General features: G+C 59.4%; 19 protein-coding genes and 1 pseudogene. 14 read left to right on the forward strand and 6 right to left on the reverse strand.

Annotation, left to right across the window (positions count from 1 at the left end; genetic code table 11):
- Positions 1-157: 157 nt before the first annotated feature.
- Together B9Z47_RS15120 and B9Z47_RS15125 are read right to left on the reverse strand one after the other, a co-directional pair.
- A pseudogene (locus B9Z47_RS15120) lies at positions 158-308 on the reverse strand (phosphoenolpyruvate carboxylase); the annotation flags it as partial.
- Between the two features lie 49 nt (positions 309-357).
- Complete coding sequence (locus B9Z47_RS15125) at positions 358-777, reverse strand: helix-turn-helix domain-containing protein (protein ID WP_108332070.1); 420 nt, start codon at positions 775-777, stop codon at positions 358-360.
- 437 nt (positions 778-1214) lie between these two features.
- On the opposite strand from B9Z47_RS15125, the gene B9Z47_RS18475 reads away from it, so the two are divergent.
- Positions 1215-2132 carry a hypothetical protein gene (locus B9Z47_RS18475; protein WP_146185814.1) on the forward strand — a complete coding sequence of 306 codons (918 nt, stop codon included), beginning with the start codon at positions 1215-1217 and terminating at the stop codon, positions 2130-2132.
- 69 nt (positions 2133-2201) lie between these two features.
- Complete coding sequence (locus B9Z47_RS15130; RefSeq protein ID WP_108332071.1) at positions 2202-3221, forward strand: glycosyltransferase family 4 protein; 1020 nt, start codon at positions 2202-2204, stop codon at positions 3219-3221.
- Between the two features lie 219 nt (positions 3222-3440).
- Here the strand turns inward: B9Z47_RS15130 and ppc are convergent, their stop codons facing one another.
- On the reverse strand, positions 3441-6293 hold the full coding sequence (gene ppc, locus B9Z47_RS15135) for a phosphoenolpyruvate carboxylase (protein ID WP_233253836.1): 2853 nt from the start codon (positions 6291-6293) through the stop codon (positions 3441-3443).
- Between the two features lie 111 nt (positions 6294-6404).
- On the opposite strand from ppc, the gene hemC reads away from it, so the two are divergent.
- From hemC to B9Z47_RS15155, 4 genes are read left to right on the forward strand one after another with little or no spacing between them, the layout of a single operon-like run.
- Positions 6405-7352, forward strand: a complete 948-nt coding sequence (hemC, locus tag B9Z47_RS15140) for a hydroxymethylbilane synthase (protein ID WP_108332072.1) — start codon at positions 6405-6407, stop codon at positions 7350-7352.
- A gap of 14 nt (positions 7353-7366) precedes the next feature.
- The gene (locus B9Z47_RS15145; RefSeq protein ID WP_108332073.1) at positions 7367-8191 is read left to right on the forward strand and encodes a uroporphyrinogen-III synthase; all 825 of its coding nucleotides are present in this window, start codon (positions 7367-7369) and stop codon (positions 8189-8191) included.
- Entirely contained in the window at positions 8188-9243 is a 1056-nt protein-coding gene (locus B9Z47_RS15150; protein ID WP_108332074.1) for a uroporphyrinogen-III C-methyltransferase, read from the forward strand. The genes B9Z47_RS15145 and B9Z47_RS15150 overlap by 4 nt, the downstream gene beginning before the upstream one ends.
- 7 nt (positions 9244-9250) lie before the next feature.
- The gene (locus tag B9Z47_RS15155) at positions 9251-10543 is read left to right on the forward strand and encodes a heme biosynthesis HemY N-terminal domain-containing protein (RefSeq protein WP_108332075.1); all 1293 of its coding nucleotides are present in this window, start codon (positions 9251-9253) and stop codon (positions 10541-10543) included.
- A gap of 231 nt (positions 10544-10774) precedes the next feature.
- Here the strand turns inward: B9Z47_RS15155 and B9Z47_RS15160 are convergent, their stop codons facing one another.
- A complete protein-coding gene (locus B9Z47_RS15160; RefSeq protein ID WP_108332076.1) occupies positions 10775-13891 on the reverse strand; it encodes an Rne/Rng family ribonuclease in 3117 nt (1038 codons plus the stop codon).
- 593 nt (positions 13892-14484) lie between these two features.
- Between B9Z47_RS15160 and B9Z47_RS15165 the strand changes: the two genes are divergently transcribed.
- From B9Z47_RS15165 to B9Z47_RS15180, 4 genes are read left to right on the forward strand one after another with little or no spacing between them, the layout of a single operon-like run.
- A complete protein-coding gene (locus B9Z47_RS15165) occupies positions 14485-15486 on the forward strand; it encodes an RluA family pseudouridine synthase (RefSeq protein ID WP_108332077.1) in 1002 nt (333 codons plus the stop codon).
- Positions 15458-16126 (forward strand): HAD family hydrolase, encoded by a 669-nt coding sequence (locus tag B9Z47_RS15170; RefSeq protein WP_108332078.1) that lies wholly within the window; start codon positions 15458-15460, stop codon positions 16124-16126. Before B9Z47_RS15165 ends, B9Z47_RS15170 begins: the two co-directional genes overlap by 29 nt.
- Before the next feature lie 13 nt (positions 16127-16139).
- Positions 16140-16505, forward strand: coding sequence for a Rieske 2Fe-2S domain-containing protein (locus tag B9Z47_RS15175; protein WP_108332079.1), 366 nt, complete (start codon positions 16140-16142; stop codon positions 16503-16505).
- A gap of 2 nt (positions 16506-16507) precedes the next feature.
- A complete protein-coding gene (locus tag B9Z47_RS15180; RefSeq protein ID WP_108332080.1) occupies positions 16508-17503 on the forward strand; it encodes a S49 family peptidase in 996 nt (331 codons plus the stop codon).
- A gap of 3 nt (positions 17504-17506) precedes the next feature.
- On the opposite strand, the gene B9Z47_RS15185 is transcribed toward B9Z47_RS15180, so the two are convergent.
- Together B9Z47_RS15185 and B9Z47_RS15190 are read right to left on the reverse strand one after the other, a co-directional pair.
- A complete protein-coding gene (locus B9Z47_RS15185; protein ID WP_108332081.1) occupies positions 17507-18277 on the reverse strand; it encodes an SAM-dependent methyltransferase in 771 nt (256 codons plus the stop codon).
- Positions 18274-18879, reverse strand: coding sequence for a Maf family nucleotide pyrophosphatase (locus B9Z47_RS15190; protein WP_199226429.1), 606 nt, complete (start codon positions 18877-18879; stop codon positions 18274-18276). Before B9Z47_RS15190 ends, B9Z47_RS15185 begins: the two co-directional genes overlap by 4 nt.
- A gap of 26 nt (positions 18880-18905) precedes the next feature.
- Here B9Z47_RS15190 and B9Z47_RS15195 point away from each other — a divergent pair, with 26 nt between their 5' ends.
- From B9Z47_RS15195 to B9Z47_RS15210, 4 genes are all read left to right on the forward strand, one after another.
- Positions 18906-19454: a DUF177 domain-containing protein gene (locus tag B9Z47_RS15195; protein WP_108332082.1), complete on the forward strand. Its 549-nt coding sequence runs from the start codon at positions 18906-18908 to the stop codon at positions 19452-19454.
- A 136-nt stretch (positions 19455-19590) separates the two neighbouring features.
- The gene (gene rpmF / locus B9Z47_RS15200; protein ID WP_005794249.1) at positions 19591-19773 is read left to right on the forward strand and encodes a 50S ribosomal protein L32; all 183 of its coding nucleotides are present in this window, start codon (positions 19591-19593) and stop codon (positions 19771-19773) included.
- Between the two features lie 111 nt (positions 19774-19884).
- Positions 19885-20949 (forward strand): phosphate acyltransferase PlsX, encoded by a 1065-nt coding sequence (plsX, locus tag B9Z47_RS15205; RefSeq protein ID WP_108332139.1) that lies wholly within the window; start codon positions 19885-19887, stop codon positions 20947-20949.
- The gene (locus B9Z47_RS15210) at positions 20946-21923 is read left to right on the forward strand and encodes a beta-ketoacyl-ACP synthase III (RefSeq protein ID WP_108332083.1); all 978 of its coding nucleotides are present in this window, start codon (positions 20946-20948) and stop codon (positions 21921-21923) included. The genes plsX and B9Z47_RS15210 overlap by 4 nt, the downstream gene beginning before the upstream one ends.
- Positions 21924-21947 lie beyond the last annotated feature (24 nt).

The raw sequence follows: 21947 nt of genomic DNA on the forward strand, positions 1-21947 counted from the left end.
ATGGCGTGCCAAGTTAGCTATCGGGGTTGTGGTCCCCAAAAAAGTTTCTCGGCATCTACCCTTGGCTCCTCCACCCTCAAGTTTCTTTCATCATTCGGGGCGTCGCTCTGGATTCATGACAGTTAGCACTCAGAACCGATATGATCAAAGGGTGGGGTCAACCCGTGTTGCGCAGCCCCGCCGCAATCCCGTTGATGCTGATGTGAATCCCGCTCTGCACGCGCTCGTCGGCCAGCCCTGCCCGGTAGCGTCGGATCAGCTCGACTGGCAGTTGGTGCAGGGGGGGCGATGCAGGGGAAGCGGTGACGGCAAGCACTCAACAGTTCAGACAACTGCTGTCAGGGCTCACAAAATTAGTTAGTTGACAGAATCGGGGACAACGGTCTCTTGGGCATTGGCTTTGGCAAAAGTCAGAATGATCTCTCGGATGATCTTGCGCTGCCCTATCGGGAGCTTTAGAAAAGCATCAAAAGTTTCGCGCTCCAGATAACTCACCCCATCATCCCATCGCTTCTTGCGCTCTTGAATGGTGTGATGCACGGTCTCACCAAAACGCAAAATTTCAGGCGGAATGTTCAACGCAGTGGCCAAAACCACCAATTTGTCCTGTTCGGGAATGGCCTCGCCCCTCAACCAGCGCGATGCAGCCTGAAAGCTGACAGATCGTCCCCAATAGTTGGTGTTGAAGACATTCAACAAAACACCCGGCCGCGGCTCCAAGCCCGCTGCCTGCATGGCATCACGTAATCGCTGACCAAATTCGAGCTTGTTGTCCATGGACGCACTTTGAATTTTGGTTGCAGTTTTTATGAACTTTTTGTTGTATGATTAGTTCACTTGTTGATTTAATTGATCATTCAACTGCTTCAACCATTGAAAGACTGTACGGTCCGTTACAGCAAGCGCGGTCTTCCAAATGAACACCCTGAAAAGGTGATCTGTAACACATCACATGTTCGGTGGGTGGTAAGCGTGCAACCTGAATCCAATCTAGACACAGATAAAGCCAGTATCAGCAGGGTGCAGGTCTTGTGATGCAGTTGATTGCGGTCAGGTAGTAAGTGAATTCCGAATAAATAAGATTTTTAATCAATTAATCAAATCAGACTTTAAAAATGAATTCATCAAAAGCCATCGATCATGATAATGACAATTATAAATATTCGTTCATTTGTTGTGTTGAAGCTGGAAGACTTTAATACCAAACTTGTTTGATGATCAGCACCTTCAGGAAAAATGCAGGTGAGAAATTGAAGAATTCTCCTTTATATGTTGTATCTGGTAGGAGTGGTTCGCGATTGTCAAATCAAACCATGGAATTTTTCGTGAAAAATAATGTGCAGTATGTTAAGGCACATAAAAATAATCCAAAACCTTGGTTTAATTATTCAAATAAAGTGGCAGCGGTTAGTTGGGCGCAGGCGAATTTAAAATCGGAATATATAGCTTGGCTGGATTCGGATATTTTGATTGCCGGTGATTTTATTGATGATCTATCAGGCGATTTTGATTTTGCGGGGCGCTGTGAGACACATGCGCCGGTCGTTGCATATGGAGATGAAAAGTATATTTCATATTGGAAAAGGATATGCGATCTAGCCCATTGTAGTTTTGATCAGATACCCTGGATGAACATTGAAAATATAGAGTCAAAATTAAAGCTGTATTTTAATTCTGGATTTTTCATTTGGAAGAGGTCATCTGTTTTTGCTGAAAAGTACAGGGAGGTTTTTGTTGATTTATTGAATTCAAGATATGCTACATCAGATGGTACTGCATGGTTTGCTGATCAGGTGATCATTTCACCGATAGTTATTGCTAATAGATTGAATTGGCGGCATATTTCACTGAGGAATCATCATATGGTATTTTCAGGACATATTGATGGTCAAGATCCTTCTCCTGACATGAGAAATTCCAATTTAATTCATTATTCAAAATATCTGACGGGGGATTATAAAAGTAGGATGATGGCGAGACTCAAAATTGAATTGCCTGAAATATATAATCATGTACTTCATTTTGAAATGAATTTCACTATATCTGATAGTTTATTTAATAAATTAAATCTAATTGCGATTTTAAGGAAATTTCGCCAAATGTTATTTATGAAAACTGCGCTGAAGGTTTGATTTTTAATTAATTAATTAATAAAACAAAATTTGATGAGCGTCGTAAATTTTTTATTTTGAAATTAAGATATGCAATCTATTCAGATTATAAATCACAGCCATCTTGATCCAAATTGGTACTGGCTTGAAAATCTCGCGAATCTACCACAATGTGAATGGCACCACTTTAGTTCATTGAGTCACCGAAATTTGGCCAAAATTCCGTTGGTAGGAACATACAGCACACGTTTACTGGCTGCACACAATGCAGTAAAGATTGCTGAAAAAATGTCCAATCCAATGATGGTTTCACATGGACCACGTCCAGGTTATTTTGCTGAACGATTCATTCAACGTAGAAAAAGCAACTCCATTCCTCACCTGATTTTTTCATTTAATTTCACATCACTTCCAAAAGATAGACAGCGCTTGGCGATGAGTCGAGCTTACAGCACAGTCTCTCGTTTCACTGTTTTTTCAAATATGGAAAAGCAGTTGTATGCCGATTATTTTGATATTGATCCAGCACGAATAGACATGTTGCACTGGGGGGTTCAACTTGCTGAGAAATCGAAGCTTCCTGCCTCAACGATCTCAGGCAGGTATGTTTGCGCCGTTGGAAGTCAGGGCCGAGACTATGCCGTTTTAGCTGAGGCCGCTGAACGTTTACCAACTGTGCCCTTTCATTGGGTCATTCACCCCGAAAATATCAAAGGACTCAGACTGCCTCCTAACGTGACACTGCATACCAGCGTTCCCTATTTTGTCGCCGCATCAATTGTGGCCCATGCGGACATTATGGTTTTACCTCTTGCGCACGGTAAGGTCCCGTGTGGCCATGTGACCGCAGTGATGGCTATGCAACTCGGATGCCCGATAGTTGCGACCGATTCTCTCGGCTTACACGACTATTTACAACATGGAAAAACAGCTAACTTGATCGAACCTGCAAATACTAAGGCTCTTGCCGATGGTATTTTGGAATTATGGGAAAATTCAACACTAGCATCAGAGTTAGGGCAACGTGCTCAAGTCTTTGCACAAAGATATTGCCTGGAAAAAAATACAATAGACTACTTTGAGTCTTTCATTCAAAAATCTTTCCAATGAGGTTGGTTGGAAAAAATAACGAAAGAAGAACGTTCGTTATTTTTTTATACTAATTTGATTGACTCAACCCTATGCGAAGTCGTTCGTCTTCTGATCATTTCAATAAAAAATTCAATCGAATCGTGATCATATGAAGATGAATGATCCGAATGATTAGCGCTTGTTTCACTTGAGCGATATGCCGCACGATCATGACCGTCAGACTGTCATGATTCCACTTCACCCCGTATTCCTCAATCCCGCCGCAATCCCGTTGATGCTGATGTGAATCCCGCGCTGCACGCGTTCGTCGGCCAGGCCTGCCCGGTAGCGGCGGATCAGCTCGACTTGCAGGTGGTGCAGCGGATCAATGTACGGGAAGCGGTGGCGGATCGAGCGGGCGAGAGCCGGGTTGCTTTCCAGGCGGTTTTTCTCACCCGTGATCTGGGCCAGCGCATCGGCAGTGCGGTGCCACTCGGCCTCGATCGCGGCAAAGATCTTTTTGCGCAGGCGGCTGTCGCTGACCAGCTCTGCGTAGCGCGAGGCCAGGGCCAGGTCGCTCTTGGCCAGCACCATGTCCATGTTGGACAGCAGGGTGCGGAAAAACGGCCATTGGCGGTACATTTTTTGCAGCAGGGCCAAGGCGGCTTTGCGCTCGGCCGCGTCGGGCTTGTCCAGGTAGGCTGCCACGGCCGAGCCAAAGCCCAGCCAGCCGGGCAGCGTCAGGCGGCACTGGCCCCAGCTGAAGCCCCAGGGAATGGCGCGCAGGTCTTCGATTTTTTCCAGCGCTTTGCGCGAGGCGGGGCGCGAGCCGATGTTCAGCTGGGCCAGTTCTTTGAGCGGCGTGGCACCAAAAAAGTAGTCGGTGAAGCCGGGGGTCTCGTACACGAGGGCGCGGTAGGCGTCCATGCTGGCTTCGGACAGTTCGGCTGCCGCGTCCAGAAAGGCCCGGCTGGCGGGCTTGGTGGGTTGCAGCAGCGTGGCTTCGAGCGTGGCGGCGACCAGGGTTTCCAGGTTGCGGCGGCCGATTTCGGGGTTGGCGAATTTGGCACCGATGACTTCGCCTTGTTCGGTCAGGCGGATTTGCCCGCGCACAGTGCCAGGTGGCTGGGCCAGGATGGCTTGGTAGCTCGGGCCACCGCCCCGGCCCACGGTGCCGCCCCGGCCGTGGAACATGCGCAAGGTGATGCCGTGGCTGCCTTGGAGTTTGTCAAACAGTTCCACCAAAGCGATTTCGGCGCGGTACAGCTCCCAGTTGCTGGTGAAGATGCCGCCGTCCTTGTTGCTGTCGGAGTAGCCCAGCATGATGTCTTGCTCGGCTCCCGAGCGCTGGATCAGCGCAGCCACACCGGGCAGGGCATAAAAGTCGCGCATGATGGGTGCGGCGTTGCGCAGGTCTTCGATGGTCTCGAACAGCGGCACCACGATCAGGTCGTTGTGGGCTTCGCCGTCCAGTGTGCCGCGCAGCAGTCCCACTTCCTTTTGCAACAGCAGCACTTCCAGCAAGTCGCTCACGGTTTCGGTGTGGCTGATGATGTAGTGGCGAATGGCTTGTCGGCCAAAGCTGGCCAGCATCCTGCGGGCGGTCTCGAAGATCGCCAGTTCCGACACCGCATGTTCGCTGTAGGCTGCGCCGGGCACGCGCAGAGGGCGCGCATCGTTGAGCAGGCCAATCAGCAGGGCTTGTTTGGCGTGTTCGTCGAGCTGGCTGTAGTTCTTTTCCACGCGGGCGGTGGTCAGCAGTTCGGCCACCACTTCTTCGTGCTTGTCCGAACTTTGGCGCAGGTCCACCGTGGCCAGGTGAAAGCCAAACACCTCGACGGCACGGATCAGCGGGTGCAGGCGCTGCGCGGCCACGGCTTCGGCGTGGTGGCTGCACAGCGAGGCTTCGATGATGCGCAGGTCGGCCAAAAATGCTTCGGCATGGGCATAGGGGTTTTGCGGGGCCACGGCGTGGCGGGCGGCTTCACCGCCCGTCAAATGGGTGAGTGTGGCGGCCAGGCGGGCGTAAATGCCCGTCAGCGCCCGGCGGTACGGCTCGTCCTGGCGGTGTTCGTTGGTGTCGGGCGATTGCGCGGCCAGGGCCTGCATGTCGGGGCCAAAGGGCACCAGCATGGCCGACAGCGACAGCTCGCTGCCCAGGTAATGCACTTCGGTCAGGTAGTGGCGCAGGGCCACGTCGCTTTGGCGGGTCAGGGCGTGTTCCAGCGTTTGCGCGGTCACATTGGGGTTGCCGTCGCGGTCGCCGCCAATCCACTGGCCCATGCGCAAGAAGCTGGCAATCGGCTGGCCGGGTAGAGCCTCTTCCAGCTCGGCATAGAGCTTGGGGATTTCGCGCAAAAAAGTGGCCTCGTAATAGCTCAGCGCGTTTTCGATCTCGTCGGCCACCGTGAGCTTGGTGAAGCGCAGCAGGCGGGTTTGCCACAGCTGCATCACGCGGGCGCGCATTTGTTGCTCGTTGGCGGCCAGCTCTTTGGGGCTCAATGCGTCCTTAGCGGCATTGACGGCGGCAGCGCGGGCCTTGATGGCGTCGCGCTCGGTCAGCAGGTGGGCGATGTCGCGCTCGGCGTCCAGAATGCTTTTGCGCTGCACTTCGGTCGGGTGGGCGGTGAGCACGGGCGATACGTAACTCGTGGCCAGCATGTCCGAGATGCTTTTGGGCGTGATGCCCGCCCAGCGCAGGCGCTGCAGCGCCACATCGATGCTGCCCTCTTGCGTGTGGCCAGCGCGCTCGTGGATGGCGCGGCGGCGGATGTGGTGGCGGTCTTCGGCCAGGTTGGCCAGATGCGAGAAATAGGTGAAGGCGCGGATCACGCTCACGGCGCGGTCGCCTGGCAGGCCTTTGAGCAGCTTTTTCAGGGCCTTGTCGGCCTCGTGGTCGGCGTCGCGCCGAAAGGCCACCGACAGCTTGCGGATTTGCTCAACCAGCTCGAAGGCTTCGGGGCCTTCCTGCACCCGGATCACATCGCCCAGAATGCGGCCCAGCAAGCGGATGTCTTCCACCAAAGGGCGTTCGCTGTCGCGCTTTGCGTTTCGAAGCGAGTTCTGCTGGGCCTTGGGGGAGGTGTTGGATGCTGGAGAGGCCTGTTTCATCGAAAGCTTTGCGCTGAAGGTGGGGGTGTTGTGTTGCGGGGTGTGTCAATCTCCCTTGACGTCATGCTAGCATCGCTTGGAGAGACAAAATTACCAATTGATTTCATTTTGATGGGATCAAAAATTTTCAGAAAGCCCGCCGTGACCGAGACCACCCAGCCCACCATCGTCATTGCCACCCGAGAAAGCCGTTTGGCTTTGTGGCAGGCCGAACACGTCAAGTCTTTGCTCGAAGCCCGTGGTTGTCAGGTCAGGCTGTTGGGCATGACCACCCAAGGCGACCAGATTCTGGACCGCAGCCTGTCCAAGGTGGGCGGCAAGGGTCTGTTTGTCAAAGAACTCGAAGTGGCGCTGCAGGAGGGCCATGCCGACATCGCGGTGCATTCGCTCAAGGATGTGCCCATGGACATGCCCGAGGGTTTTGAGCTGGCTTGCGTGATGGAGCGCGAAGACCCGCGTGATGCATGGGTGTCATCGCAATACGCCCGCCTGGAGGATTTGCCGCAGGGCGCGGTGGTGGGCACGTCGAGCCTGCGCCGCACGGTGTTGCTGCGCGCCTTGCGCCCCGATTTGAAGATCGAGCCCCTGCGCGGCAACCTGGACACCCGCCTGCGCAAACTCGACGAAGGCCAGTACGCGGGCATTGTGCTGGCGGCTGCGGGTCTCAAGCGCTTGGGCCTGTCCGAGCGGATTCGCCACATTTTTGAAACCGACCAGATGCTGCCGGCCGCAGGGCAGGGTGCTTTGGGCATCGAAATCCGCAGCGACCGGGCCGATTTGCGTGCCTTGTTGGCCCCGTTGGCCGATGCGCCGTCGTGGCGGCGTGTGGCGGCCGAACGCGCGGTGAGCCGTGCCATGGGCGGCAGCTGCTCCATGCCTTTGGCCGCGCACGCCACCATCGAGGGTGGTGTGCTCAAACTGCAAGCGGCTTGGGGCGACCCGGAAGGCGCGACCACTTTGGTCACCGCCGATGCGCAGGCCAGCACCGATGGCTTGCAGGCCGCAGAAGCACTGGGCCTGAGTGTGGCGCAGGCTTTGCGCGACGGCGGAGCGCATTGAGGCCTGGCGCTGACATGGCGCTGTCGACTTCCATTTCCTCTGCCGCAATCCCTTTGCGGGTGATCGTCACCCGTCCCGAGCGCGAGGCCCGGCCTTGGGCAGACGCCTTGCAGGCGAGGGGTGTGCCTTGCGAGACCTTGCCCTTGATCGAGATTGCCGCCTTGCCCGAGCCTTCGGCACTGAAGTCGGCCTGGCAGGCGGTGACTGGCCATTTGGCGGTGATGTTTGTCAGTGCCAATGCGGTGCGTTTTTTCATGGCGGCCCGGCCGGCGGGCATGCCGATTCAAAGCTGCCGCGCCTGGTCGACTGGCCCCGGCACCCGGGCCGCTTTGCTGGCGCAGGGCTGGCCAGAAGAACTGATCGACTCCCCCCCCGAGAGTGCCGAGCAGTTCGATTCGGAGGCCTTGTGGGCCTTGGTGGCGCAGCGGGTGCAGGTGGCGGTGGACGCTTGTCCGTCCAGGCTTTCGGTGCTGATTGTGCGTGGGGCCGATGCCCGGGGGCAGCTGGCCGGGCGCGATTGGCTGGCGCAGCAGCTGGAAAGCGCAGGCCTGCAGGTGCTGCAGACCGTGGCTTATGTGCGCCAGGCCCCCGTGCTGACGGCTGCACAGCAAGGCCGTGCACTCCAAGCCATGCGCGATGGCAGCTGGTGGTTGTTCAGCAGTTCCGAGGCGGCGCAGCACCTGCTGCAGGCTTGTCCGGACCTGGCTGTAGGGCAAGCACGGGCACTGGCCACGCACCCGCGCATTGCACAGCGGTTGCAGCAGTCAGGCTGGGGGCGGGTGGACTTGGTGCCGTCAGGCTTGGATGCCCAGGCCCTGTCGATAAAATCCACCGCATGACACTTTCTTCAGAAGCCGCTTCCGACGCTTTGCCAACGCCCCCTCCGGTCCTGGCCGGGCAGCCCGAGCCAAGGGCCCGGCTTGTTTTGTCTTTGGTGGCGGTGGTGGCCGTGATCGCCTTGGGGGTGTCTGTGTTGCTGTGGCAAAAGCTCTCGCGCATCCAGGAGCAACTGGCGCGACAAAGTGCCGACACCGGGCAACAGGCGTTGGAGGCCAAAACCTGGGCCAAGCAGTCGCAGGAACTTGTGCAAGACAGTGCAGCCCGGGTCACGCTCATGGAGGCGCGTTGGGCCGAGGTGGCGTTGCAGCGCACCCAGCTGGAAGAGCTGATGCAAAGCCTGTCGCGCTCACGCGATGAGAATTTGGTGGTGGACATCGAGTCGGCCTTGCGCATGGCTCAGCAGCAGGCGCAGCTCACGGGCAGTACCGAACCCATGGTGGCCGCGCTCAAATCGGCCCAGAAACGGGTCCAGCGGGCTGCCCAGCCTCGTTTGGCCCCGGTGTTGCGTGCCCTGGAGAAAGATCTGGAGCGACTGGGGGGCACTGAAGTGGTGGATTTGCCGGGTTTGCTGATCAAGTTGGACGAGGGCGTGGCCTTGGTCGACGGTCTGGCGCTGGCCAATGAGGATTTGCCTTCCCCAAGCAGGTCCCGCAGTCAAGCCCAAGCTGCCGCGAACCAGCCGGCACCCGCGTGGTGGGTGTCGGGCTTGACCCAGTTGGGCGATCAAATCAAGGGCTTGGTGCGCGTGAGCCGCATTGATTCGCCAGAAGCGGCTTTGTTGTCACCGGAACAGAGTTTTTTTGTGCGTGAAAACCTCAAACTGAAACTGCTCAATGCGCGTCTGGGTTTGCTGGCACGCCAGAAAGATGCGGCCCGTGCCGATCTGAACTCAGCCGCCGTGATGGTGCGCCGCTATGCCGATGTCTCATCGCGCAAGACGGTGCAATTGCTGCAATTGCTGGAGCAAGCGGCAGGACAGATGCGGGCGGTGGAAATGCCCCGATTGGATGCGTCCCTGACAGCGCTTGGCACCGCTGCGGCAGGAAGGTAGGTACACCATGCGTGCAGCTTTGTGGCTGATCAGTTTGTTTGCTTTGGCGGTGGCAGGTGCCTGGATCGCGGGCAACAACCAAGGCACGGTCACCTTGTTTTTGTCCCCCCACCGGGTGGATGTTTCCCTGAACCTGGCCGTGCTGGTGTTGCTGGCGGTGGTGTTGTTGGTCGTGCTGGCTCAAAAGGCCTTGGAAGCCTTGCTGTCATTGCCCCAGCAGGCCAGGCGATGGCGCATTCAGCAAAAAGAAAGGGCCTCGCATGCGGCGCTGCTCGATTCGATGGCCTATTTCATGGCCGGACGGTTTTTGCGCGCGCGCAAATCGGCCGAGCAGGCACTGGAAAAAGAATCCCTTTTGAGCAACGCGGGCCTGGTACTGGACCATTCGACGTCGTTGCGCGCGTTGGCCCACGTCATGGCGGCCGAGGCCTGCCATGCGCTGCAGGACAAAGAGCGTCGTCAGCACCATCTGGCGCAGGCAGCGCTTCAGGCGCAGCGGGGGCAGGTGGTGGCCGAACGCCAAACCTTGACAGAAGGAATTCAGTTGCGCGCTGCGCGCTGGCTGATCGATGACCGCGATGCACAGGCCAGTCTGGTGCGTTTGAAAGCGCTGCCACCGGCTGTGGGCCGCCGGATGGCTGCCATGCGTTTGCAGCTCAAGGCGGCACGTTTGGCAGGTCAATCTGCCCAGGCGCTGGACACGGCTGTGATGCTGGCCAAGCACGGGGCTTTTTCGCCAACGGCAGCACACAGCCTGGTGGTTCGCCTGGTTCTGGCGTTGATTGCCGACACGCACGATGCCGAGGCCGTGCAAAAGATGTGGCTCAGGTTGTCTTCGGGCCAGCGCCTCATGCCCGAGGTTGCGGCTGAAGCGGCGCTGAGGCTTTTGTCGCTGGGCGGAGCACCTTGGATGGCCAGGCAGTGGCTCCAGCCTTTGTGGGAGCCAGCGCTGGCTTGTCTGCGCCAAGGCGATGTGTCTTTGCGTCTGGTCCAGGCTTTTGAGGCGAGCTGGGTGGATTTTCAGGCCGATGACGCGCGCGTGTGGCTGAGCCAGGTTGAAGGCGCGCAACAGGCCCAGCCCAGAGATCCCCATCTGCAGTACCTCGCGGGCATGCTGTGCTTGCGCCATCGGCTTTGGGGTAAGGCCCAGGGCTTGCTGGGGCAGTCGGTCAAAGGACTCAACGCCCCTGTTTTGCAGCGCAAGGCCTGGGTGGCATTGGCCGAAATGGCCGAGCAGCGCCAAGAGCCGCTCGAAGCGTCTGCGGCCTGGAAGCAGGCGGCTTTGATCAGCCTGTCTTGAGCGCCCCCTGAGCCATCCGAGCTATCTGAGCCATCCGAGCTATCGGATCTGACGGGCAGGGCGTAGACAGCCCTGACACGCAGCTGCTTAACAGCGGCTTGGGCCACTGCCCTGCAGAACCTTCGTGCGACAGGCTGGAATGGGCTGAAACAGGCATGAAAAAGCCGGGCGACAGGCCCGGCTTGTTTCAAGCAGCAGTCGCTTTGCCAAGCGCGCTGCTGTGGGGTTGGATCAGAACGGGACTTGGAGCTGGTTCAGATCTTTGCGTGTTTCCACCAAAACCAGCGGACCTTCACTCACCACCACGGCCGCAGGACGCTCACGCGGCACGCGCACAGGTTGGGGTTCTGCCGCTATCGCAGCCTGAACGGCAGCCACTTTGGCCTGGTCCGAATTCACCCAGACCAAACCCGATGTTTGGGCGATCTGCTGCAAACTGTCGATGGGAAGAGCGTAGCTCGTCACAACAGGCAATGCCGGGGTGTCGGTTTGAGGTGCCGATGTCGACACGGTTGCCGCAGCAGGCGTGGCCTTGACTTCTGGTGCAGCCACGGCAGCAGGACGGGCTGCTTCTGCCGGTGCGGGCTCCGAGCTGGTCTGTGCCTGTGCGGGGGCGCTGTCGAGGGCCGGTTCTGCCGGCGCTGCCATCACGGGTGCTGCCACCACGGACGCTGCCACCACGGGCACTGCAACAGGCGCTGCAACGCTGAGGGGGGCTGCCATGGGCGGCGTGACCTCGGCCGGACTGTTGGCCTCAGCGCTGACCGCTTGTTGAGCACGCTCAAAATATGAGCGCGGGGCCGGGCGATCCAGGTCAGCTGCGGGGGCCGCTGCCATGGGGGCTGCGTTCACATCGGTTGAGCCGGTTTCGTTGGCGGTGTCTTGACGAGATTCGCCAGCGCGCTCACGGCGCTCACGGCCGTAGCGGTCACGCGAACGGCGCTCACGGCGTTCGCCGTTGTTCTCGGGCGTCTGACCGTTGGCTTGACTGTCCAGGCCTTCTGATGAGGTGGGCTGCAATTGCAAAGCATTGCCGTCGTTGAGCGGGGCGTCGTCGCCTTGGCGGCGCTCGCCACCGCGGTCAGCACGTTCGCGGCGGCCTTCGCCACCCCGTTCACGGCGACCTTCCGACCGGGCCTCGGTGCGACCATCGCCGCGGGGCGTACGTTCACTGCGCACTTCAGAGCCTTCGCCGTTCAGTTCCAACGGTGCATCGGTGCGCGCATCTTGGCGCTGATCCGACCGAGGCTCGTTGCGGCTTTCACGACGGCCTTCGCGTGGCGGACGTTCGCCAGCAGGGCGCTCGGTACGCTCTGCGCGCTCGCCGCGTTCAGTCCGCTCGCCGCGAGCGGGGCGGGCTTCGCCCTCACGCAATTCGCTGCGGGCTTCGCGGTTTTCGCCACGGCGACCGCCTTCGCGAGGTGCGCGGACATCCGCTGTTGGATTTTCGCTGCGCTCTGTGCGGCGACCATCTCGGCCACCCCGGCGACCATCGCCACGGCCGCCTTCGCGACCTGATTCGCGGCGTTCGCCGTCACGGCGGCTGTCACGCGCTTTGCCATCCTTTTTGTCAGCAGGTTCGGTCACGGCTGGTGCCGCTGAACCACCGAACAGGTTTTTCAACCAGCCAAAGAAGCCGCCAGAAGCGGCCGCTGCAGGCGCAGCCACCGGAGCTGCTGCTGCGGCTTTGGCCACGGGCTTGGCCGCAGCCACGGCGGCTTCGGGCTTGGGGGGGGCCATCGGAGCCGGTGCGTCCGGCAACACACCCTTGATGACGGGTGTTTGCTTGTTGGTGGGCTCTTGCGAACGGCGCGTCACGGTGGTGGCGTCTTCGATTTCTTCGGCCATCTTGTAGCTGGCTTCGATGCGGTCCAGACGCGGGTCGTCGTGTTTCAAGCGCTCGAGCTTGTAGTGCGGGGTTTCCAGCGACTTGTTGGGCACCAACAGCACGTTGATGCGTTGCTGCAGTTCGATCTTGGCGATCTCGGAGCGCTTTTCGTTCAGCAGGAAAGACGCCACTTCCACCGGCACTTGGGCGTGCACAGCGGCGCTGTTGTCCTTCATGGACTCTTCTTGGATGATGCGCAGAATTTGCAGCGCCGAGCTTTCGGTGTCGCGGATGTGGCCTGCGCCGCCACAACGTGGGCAAGGAATCGAGGCACCTTCTGACAAGGCGGGTTTGAGGCGCTGGCGGCTCATCTCCAGCAGGCCGAACTTGCTGATCGAGCCGAACTGCACGCGGGCACGGTCCTGGCGCAGCGCGTCGCGCAGGCGGTTTTCCACTTCGCGGCGGTTTTTGGCCTCTTCCATGTCGATGAAGTCAATCACGATCAGGCCGCCCAGATCGCGCAAGCGCATCTGGCGGGCCACTTCGTCGGCGGCTTCCAGGTTGGTGCGGGTGGCGGTTTCTTCGATGTCGCCGCCTTTGATGGCGCGGGCCGAGTTCACGTCCACCGACACCAAGGCTTCGGTGTGGTCGATCACGATGGCGCCGCCAGACGGCAATTGCACGGTGCGGGCGTAGGCCGATTCGATCTGGTGCTCGATCTGGAAGCGGCTGAACAGCGGCGCGTCGTCGCGGTAGCGCTTCACGCGGTTCGCAAACTCGGGCATGACGTGGCTCATGAACTGCTGAGCTTGGTCATAAATGTCATCGGTGTCGATCAAGATGTCGCCGATGTCGTTGTTGAAGTAATCACGGATGGCGCGGATCACCAGGCTCGATTCCTGATAAATCAGGAAAGCGCCTTTGCCCTGCGTGGCGCCGTCAATGGCGGTCCACAGCTTGAGCAGGTAGTTCAGGTCCCACTGCAGCTCGGGCGCAGAGCGGCCGATGCCTGCGGTGCGCGCGATGATGGACATGCCCTTGGGGTATTCCAGCTGGTCCATGGCTTCTTTGAGCTCGGCCCGGTCATCGCCCTCGATGCGGCGGCTGACGCCACCGCCACGGGGGTTGTTGGGCATGAGCACCACATAACGGCCCGCCAGGCTGACGAAGGTGGTCAGGGCCGCGCCCTTGTTGCCACGCTCTTCTTTTTCGACCTGCACCAAAAGGGACTGGCCCTCCTTGATGACGTCCTGGATGCGGGCCTGGCTGACGGACACGCCTTCAGCAAAGTATTGGCGCGAGATTTCCTTGAAAGGCAAGAACCCATGGCGGTCTTCGCCGTAGTCCACAAAGCAGGCTTCGAGCGAAGGCTCGACGCGCGTCACGATGGCTTTGTAGATGTTGCCTTTGCGCTGTTCGCGCCCTTCGATTTCGATTTCGTAGTCGAGGAGTTTTTGTCCATCGACGATGGCCAGGCGGCGCTCTTCAGCTTGCGTGGCGTTGATCAGCATCCGTTTCATGATGCGTTCCTTCTCTTGTCAGCGTTGGCCCCAGTGCAGAAAAAGGTCTGCAGACTGGAGACTGTTTACACAACCGGCTTTGGCTTCCTGGGAAACTCAAAGCCCACGTTGCCGGAGCTGACGCCTGAAACGAAGGGAATTGCCGAAGGTGACCGACCACTCAGCTGCGCGTGAGCACAGGAATGGGGATCGTGGCGCGTGGATGGGGCGAGGCAAAAGGCGTGTCTAGATTCGTCCACTGCCGGGGGCTTCCCCCGGTGTCCAAGACAAACTGCCGGGCACAAGGCGTGACGGCGGAGCATGGCTTCGTGAGCCACTCCAACCACATCAGCAAAGTTCCGAACATCACAACCATCTCGCTTTGATCCGTCCAACAGCGCTTCAACGCTGCTGGACTTGGGGTATTCCGTATCTGGGTTTCTGGGCGTCGGCCCAACCTTCAGGCGTTTTGCCACTGTCGGCAGGGGCCTTCAGTCTGCAAAATCGAGCCGAGGGTGGCATCGACCATCTGGTTTGGCGCGGTGGTGGTGGACTAAACTCCTGTCTTCAGGAATTCATTTCCATTTGAATCAACCACTTACAGCCAATTGCCAGTGAATCACATTATAGGGTCCAAGTCCGCCACTGCGACGCCTGCCGTCAAATGGTTGTGGGTGGACGAAGAGTCGGCCGGTCAGCGATTGGACAACTTTTTGATGCGTCACCTCAAAGGGGTGCCCAAAACCCATGTTTACCGCATCATCCGCAGCGGTGAGGTGCGCATCAACAAGGGCCGTGCTTCGGCCGAAACGCGGGTGGAGACCGGCGATGAGGTGCGCCTGCCCCCGGTGCGGGTTTCCGACAAGGTGGCCGAAAAAGCCGCCCGGCCTGCGCCGGGGCGCGAATTTCCGGTGCTTTTGGAAGACGACAGCCTGATGGCCATCGACAAACCGGCCGGTGTGGCGGTGCATGGCGGCTCGGGCGTGAGTTTTGGCGTGATTGAGCAATTGCGCCAAGCCCGCCCGCAGGCCAAGTTGCTGGAATTGGTGCACCGGCTGGACCGCGATACCAGCGGGATTTTGCTGGTGGCCAAAAAGCGCAGCGCCTTGAAGCATCTGCAAGACCAGTTCCGCGAACGTGAAACCGGCAAGACTTATCTGGCGCTGGTCAAAGGCGACTGGCCTGCCAAACTCAAGGTGATTGACCAGCCGTTGCACAAATTTTTGTTGCCCGATGGTGAACGCCGCGTGCGGGTGACCACGCCGGAAGACCCGGACGGCATGCGCTCGATCACGCTGGTCAAGGTGTCCCAGCGTTTGCCGGGGGCGACCTTGCTGGAGGTGACCATCAAGACCGGGCGCACCCACCAGATTCGGGTGCACCTGGCCTCGCAAGGGCACCCGATTGCCGGAGACGACAAATATGGCGATTTCGACTGGAACCGCCAATTGCAAAAACCGGGTGCGAACCCGGGCCTCAAGCGCATGTTTTTGCATGCCTGGCGCTTGCAGTTCAACCACCCGGTGACGGCCGAGCGGGTGGCCCTGCAAGCCGATTTACCCCCCGAATTGAAAGCGTATGTAGACCATGCCCAACGCAAGACCCCGCCAGTTTGACCTGATCGCCTTCGATTGGGACGGCACGCTGTTCGACTCCACCGCCATCATCACCCGCTGCATCCAGCGTGCGGTGGTGGATGTGGGCGGGCAGGAGCCCACCCGCGAGGCTGCTTCTTATGTGATCGGCATGGCGCTCATGCCGGCGCTGGCCCATGCTGCGCCCGATGTGCCGGCCGACCGATACCCGGCGCTGGGTGAGCGTTACCGCCACCATTACATCCAGCATCAAAATGACATCAGCTTGTTTGATGGGGTGCTGGACTTGCTGGCCGATTTGAAATCGCGTCACCACTGGCTCACGGTGGCCACTGGCAAGAGCCGCCACGGGCTGAACGAGGCCTTGCAGGCGGTCGAGTTGCGCAGTGTGTTTGATGGCTCTCGCACCGCCGACGAGACCGCAGGCAAACCCCACCCGAGGATGCTCCACGAGTTGATGCGCGAGTTTGGTGTGGACCCCGAGCGCACCTTGATGATTGGCGACACCACGCACGACTTGCAGATGGCGCTGAACGCCGGTTGCGCCAGCGTAGGGGTGAGTTATGGCGCGCACGAGCCCGATGCCTTTCACGCCCTGAACCCACGCCATGTGGCGCACAGCGTGCGTGATTTGCACGACTGGCTGCTGCAAAACGCCTGAGCCGGAAGACACCATGGAGCCGATGATCCCTTTGTGCAACAGCGCCGATCTGGTCCAGGGTGGCCGGGCCGTGCCGTTTGACATCGTGTACGCCGGGCAGACCTGCCGGGCTTTTGCCATCCGGTACCAGGGGCAGGTGCATGCCTACCTGAACCGCTGCACACATGTGGCGATGGAAATGGATTACCAGCCGGACCGTTTTTTTGACGACACCGGGCGCTGGCTGATCTGCGCCACGCACGGCGCAAGCTACCAGCCCGACACCGGCGCTTGCGCGGGCGGGCCCTGCCGGGGCGGACTCGTGAAAATAGACTTGTCAGAGCGGGACGGTGTGGTTCACTGGCATACTGCCTACAACTTGAAACCTCTTGAATTTTGACCATGCAAGACCCCCAGGACCTCACGTCCGCCCCGGCCCCGACTGCCCCCCAAGAAACCACTGTTGCCGTTGAGGAAGCTTGGGCCCGGCAGACGTTGTCGCAATGGGCCTTCGCGCATCTGAACGAACAAAAAGCAGCCCGCCGCTGGAAAATGGGTTTGCGCTTGGCTTGGCTGGTGTTGGTGGCGATGGTGTTCTGGCAGGCATTCAGCTACAACTCGCCCGTCAGCCACCCCAGTTTGCCGCACACGGCCATGGTGTCCATCGTGGGTGAAATTGGTTCGGAGACCGAAGCCAGCGCCGAAAATGTCATGTCGGCTATGCGCCTGGCCCTGGAAGATCCGGGCTCGCAAGCCTTGGTTTTGCTGATCAACTCGCCTGGCGGCAGCCCGGTGCAGGCCGGGCTCATCAACGATGAAGTCGGCCGTTTGCGTGCTTTGCACAACAAACCCATTTATGCCGTGGTCGAGGAATCCTGCGCTTCGGCCGCTTATTACATTGCCGCTGCCGCTGATCAAATTTATGTGGACAAGGCCAGCATCGTCGGCAGCATTGGGGTGTTGATGGACGGTTTTGGGTTCACCGAATTGATGAACAAGCTGGGGGTGGAGCGTCGCCTGATGACGGCCGGGGCCAACAAGGGTTTTCTGGACCCGTTCAGCCCTCAAACCGAGCCTCAGCGCAAACACGCCCAGGCCATGCTGGACCAGATCCACACCCAATTCATCGAGGCGGTCAAAAAGGGGCGGGGCGATCGCCTGAAGGAAACGCCCGAGATGTTCAGTGGCTTGTTCTGGAGCGGTCAGCAAGCCGTGGACATGGGCCTGGCTGACAGCCTGGGCAGTCTGGACGGCGTGGCGCGTGACGTGGTCAAAGCCCCTGACGTCATCGATTACACCCAGCGTGAAAACGTGGCTGAGCGTCTGGTTAAGCGTTTTGGCGCCGCAGTGGGCGAGGGCACGGTACGCGCCTTGCGCACCAGCACCGGTTTGCGTTGAACGTCAAGGCCCGATGGCGTAAACCGCGGGCGTGTGACCATCAGGGCCTTTTAGGCCCTTTTTCCATTGCGCCACGGAGTGACTCTGGATGCTGGCCGAAGGCAGCGTCAGGCCACTGGCAATGGCCAGCCGGGTGTTGGCATTCAGGCTTTGCAGCAAGCTGCCGAGCATGGCGGCGTTGCGGTAGGGGGTTTCTATCCACAACTGGGTCTGACCGGTCTTGAGGGCCAGCGATTCCAGTTGTTTCAGGCGGGCGGCGCGTTCCCCTGCGTCTTGCGGCAGGTAGCCCACAAAGGCGAAGTTCTGGCCATTGAGCCCACTGGCAGCCAGGGCCAGCAGCAGGGACACAGGCCCCACCAGCGGCACCACGCTCAGGCCCAGATCGTGCGCTGCGCGCACCACCGAGCTGCCGGGGTCGGCCACGGCGGGCATGCCCGCTTCGCTGATCAGCCCGATGTCTTGGCCTTGCAAGGCGGCGGCTAGCAGCGGCTTGCCGTCAAACCCCGATTGGTGATCGCCTTTTTTGTGCACATGGCGAGGCAGCTCGGTGATCTGCTGTTCGGCCAGCGGTGCAATCAGCGGGTGGGTTTCACCCACGCGTTTGAGAAAAGCCCGGGTGCTTTTGGCGTTTTCGCACACCCAATGGCGCAGACCGGCGGCTGCGGCCAGTGTGGCTTCGGGCAAGACGTGGCTCAGGGGGGCTTGCTCCTTGCAGCCAAAGTCCAGTGGCGTGGGCACCAGCAACAGGCGGCCTGGGTGTTGTGGCGTGCTCATAGCAGTTTCACTCCGGCTTGGCGCAGCAGGCGTGCGGTGCGGATCAGCGGCAAGCCGACCAGCGCGGTCGGGTCGTCGTTGTCGATGGATTCGAGCAAGGCAATGCCCAGCCCTTCGCTTTTGGCGCTGCCTGCGCAGTCATAGGGTTTTTCGGCTTGCAGGTAGTTTTCAATCTCGTCGTCGCTCAGGTCGCGAAACACCACCTTCACTTCGGCCAGGTCCACCGCTTCAAAGCCGCTGGCCAAGCAGACCACGGCCAGGGCGGTCTGAAAAATCACGGTCTGACCACGCATCTGGCGCAGTTGCTGTACGGCGCGGGCGTGTTCGCCTGGTTTGCCCAAGGGTTGTCCGCCCAGATCGGCCACCTGGTCGGAGCCGATCACCACCGCATCGGGGTGTTTGGCGGCCACGGCTTTGGCCTTGGCCAGCGCCAGGCGCAGCGCCAGATCGCGGGGGGATTCGCCGGGCGCGGGCGTTTCTTCCACATCCGGGGCGCTCACGCTGAAGGGCAGGCGCAGGCGTTCCAGCAGTTCACGGCGGTAACGGGAGGTGGAGCCCAGCACCACAGGGCGGGCAAAAGTCTCAGAAGGGAAAATGCTCATGGGGGTGATTCTCTTACACTGCGGGGATGGAAAAAAAGTTTGATTCTCAACACTTGGATGTGGTGGCATTTGCCCGGGACGGGGCCGTTCTGGAGGGGCAAGATGCTTTGCAGGCCATGCCTCGCCTGCTCGAAGAGCAAGTCACGGGCAGTTTGCAGCCGGGCCCGGTGATCTGGCGTCTGTCCGGACGCCTGCTGCCGCAATCGGGCGGTGCCGACCAAATCTGGCTGGATTTGCAGGCCTCAGTGGCCTTGCCCATGCAGTGCCAGCGGTGCCTCACGCCAGTGCTGGAGACCGTTGAGGCCGAGCGGTCCTTCCGTTTTGTGGCCGACGAGGCCACGGCGGCGGCTCTGGACGATGAGGCAGAAGAAGACATTTTGGTGGTCAGCCGGGATTTCGATGCGCTGGCGCTGATTGAAGACGAGCTGATTTTGTCTTTGCCTCTGGTGCCTTTGCATGAGGTGTGCCCTGAAAAGCTGCCCATGTCGGCTGTCGACCCGGAGTTTGAAGTTGCAGCAGAGCGTCCCAATCCTTTTGGCATTCTGGCGGGCCTGAAAACGGGTAAACCTTCATAAGCGGTCAAAAGTGTGTGCCCATAGGGCTCAGCTTAGGCTATAATCAATGGCTTCGCCCAGTTCTGCCGGGTGACATTTCCATTAACCAGAAGCTGCGTTTTTATTTGCGCGGCCTCCCAGCTTCCAAGGAGCCATCATGGCTGTTCAGCAAAACAAAAAGTCGCCTTCCAAGCGCGGTATGCACCGTTCGCACAATGCCCTGAACGTGCCGGGCATCGCTGTCGAGCCCACCACTGGCGAAACGCACCTGCGTCACCACATCAGCCCCAACGGTTTCTACCGTGGCCGTCAGGTGTTGAAAAACAAATCCGAAGCCTGACCGGCGTCAGCCCTCAAGCCCGCAGAGGCCCGGCGCTACTTTTAAAGTAGCATCGGGCTTTTGTTTTTGTGGCTTTGATTCTTACACTCCGGTTTTGTGCCCAAGGATTTCATGACTTCGCCCACCCCGATCACGCTGGCTGTCGATTGCATGGGCGGCGACCACGGTCCCAGCGTCACGCTGGCGGCTTGCCGCCGTTTTTTATCGACCCACCCCGATGCCCGTTTGCTGCTGGTCGGTCGGCCTGAGGCTTTGTCCGGGTTTTCCGATCCTCGCGCCCAAGTGGTGGGGGCTACAGAAGTGGTTGAGATGGATGACCCGCTTGAATTGGCGCTGCGCAAGAAAAAAGACTCGTCCATGCGCGTGGCCATTGAGCAGGTGCGCGATGGCAAAGCCGCTGCGGCCGTCTCGGCGGGCAACACGGGTGCGTTGATGGCGATTGCCCGCTATGTGCTCAAGACCATGGATGGCATTGACCGCCCGGCCATTGCGGGCCAGATGCCCAACTTCAAAGGTGGCGGCACCACCATGCTCGATCTGGGGGCCAATGTGGATTGCACGCCGGAGCATTTGCTGCAGTTTGCGGTCATGGGCTCGGCGCTGGTGTCGGTGCTGCAAAACAAACCCAACCCCACGGTGGGTCTGCTCAACATCGGTGAAGAAGCCATCAAAGGCAACGAAATCATCAAAAAAACGGGTGAATTGTTGCGATCTGCGGCCAGTTCGGGTGATTTGAACTTCCATGGCAACGTGGAAGGTAATGACATTTTCAAGGGCACGGTCGACATCGTGGTTTGCGATGGTTTTGTCGGCAATGTGGCGTTGAAGGCCAGCGAAGGCCTGGCAACCATGATTGGCGGCTTCCTGAAAACAGAGTTTTCTCGCAACATCTTCACGAAAATTGCGGCACTTTTGGCTTATCCGGTGCTATCTGCATTCAAAAATCGTGTGGACCACCGCCGTTACAACGGTGCCGCTTTGCTGGGCTTGCGCGGTCTGGTGTTCAAGAGCCATGGCTCCGCCGATGAGATCGCTTTCGAGACGGCCTTGAACCGGGCTTATGATGCAGGCCGAAACCAATTGCTGGACCGCGTTCGTGAACGCATCGCGCATGCCGCGCCCTTGTTGATGGGTGCGCAGGCCGAGCGGGCAGAACCAGCGGTCACACCCGTATGAGAATTTATTCACGCATCATTGGCACAGGCAGTTACCTGCCGGAAAAACGCCTGACCAACGCCGACTTGGCCGCCGAACTGGCGCAGCAGGGCGTTGAAACCTCCGACGACTGGATCGTGGAGCGTACGGGCATCCGTGCCCGCCACTTTGCTGCCGACAACCAGGGTTGCAGCGATCTGGCCACCGAAGCCGCGCGCAAAGCATTGGATGCTGCCGGTTTGGCTGCGAGCGACATCGACCTGATCATTGTGGGCACGTCGACACCCGATATGGTGTTCCCGTCGGTGGCGACCATGGTCCAGCACAAGCTGGGCACTGCGGGTTGCCCAGCGTTTGACGTGCAAGCCGTGTGCAGCGGTTTCATTTATGCCTTGACGATTGCCGACGCCATGATCCAGACGGGATCGGCCAAGCGCGCACTGGTCATTGGTGCTGAGATTTTTAGCCGCATCCTCGACTTCAAGGACCGCACCACTTGCGTGCTGTTTGGTGATGGCGCTGGTGCGGTCGTGCTCGAAGCGTCGGACCAGCCAGGTATTTTGGCTACCGATTTGCATGCCGATGGCAAATACAAAGACATCCTGTGCGTGCCCGGGCACGTCAACCGGGGTGGCATTCTGGGCGACCCGGTGCTCAAGATGGACGGCCAAGCTGTCTTCAAGCTCGCCGTGGGCGTGCTCGAAGAAACTGCCCGAGCCAGTCTGGCCAAGGCGAACTTGACCGATGCCGACATTGACTGGCTGATCCCGCACCAGGCCAACATTCGCATCATGCAAAGCACGGCCAAAAAGCTCAAGATGAGCCCCGACAAGGTGGTGGTGACGGTGGACCAGCACGGCAACACCTCGGCGGCCTCGATCCCGCTGGCGCTGGACACCGCCGTGCGCGACGGGCGCATCCAGCGAGGCCAGACCCTCATGCTCGAAGGCGTGGGCGGCGGCTTCACCTGGGGCTCGGTGCTCTTGCGGTATTGATGCGCTGTTGATTTGACAGGCCCG

This window comes from Limnohabitans sp. 2KL-1 (assembly GCF_003063435.1).
In the GTDB taxonomy this organism is placed as follows: Bacteria; Pseudomonadota; Gammaproteobacteria; order Burkholderiales; family Burkholderiaceae_C; genus Limnohabitans_A.